This is a genomic window from Aquabacterium sp. A08, assembly GCF_011742065.1.
Genome location: NZ_JAAQQT010000367.1, coordinates 1 through 567, shown reverse-complemented (window position 1 = coordinate 567; position 567 = coordinate 1). Strand labels below are relative to the sequence as shown.

At 67.4% G+C, this 567-nt stretch carries 1 protein-coding gene; it reads right to left on the bottom strand.

What is annotated here, in order from left to right:
• On the bottom strand, window positions 1–567 hold a 567-nt coding region (locus tag HA630_RS02075), incomplete at both ends, for a TRAP transporter large permease subunit (protein ID WP_208299919.1).

Sequence of the window (567 nt, the reverse complement as noted above, 5' to 3'; positions counted from 1 at the left end):
GGCCCGACGAGCCCGCTCAGGAAGATCACCAGCGCCAGCGCCGCCACGATCAGCAGGCCCGGCACGATGCCGGCGATGAACAGCGGCGCGATCGGTTGCACCGCCACCACGCCGTAGATGATCATCAGCATGGACGGCGGGATGATGGGGCCGAGCAGGCCGGCCGAGACCGTGACCGCGCCGGAGAACTCGCGCTTGTAGCCCATGCGCTCCATCGCCGGGATCATCACCTTGCTCATGACGCCGATCTGCGCCACCGCCGAGCCGAGGATGGACGCGGCCATGGCGTTGGTGAACAGGTTGGCGTAGGCCAGACCGCCCTTGAAGCCACCCACCAGCACCTCGGCCACGGCGATCAGCCGCTGCGTCAGCCCGGCCTTGTTCATGATCTCGCCGACCAGCAGGAACAGCGGAATGGCCAGCAGCGAGTTGATCTCCAGCGCCCCGTAGAACTGGATGGGGATGGACTCGTACAGCACCGCCAGGTCGTTGGTGGCCATGAAGGCGATGGCCCCGGCCAGGATGGTGCCGACGATGGGCAGGCCCGCGAACAGCAGGCCGAAGAAG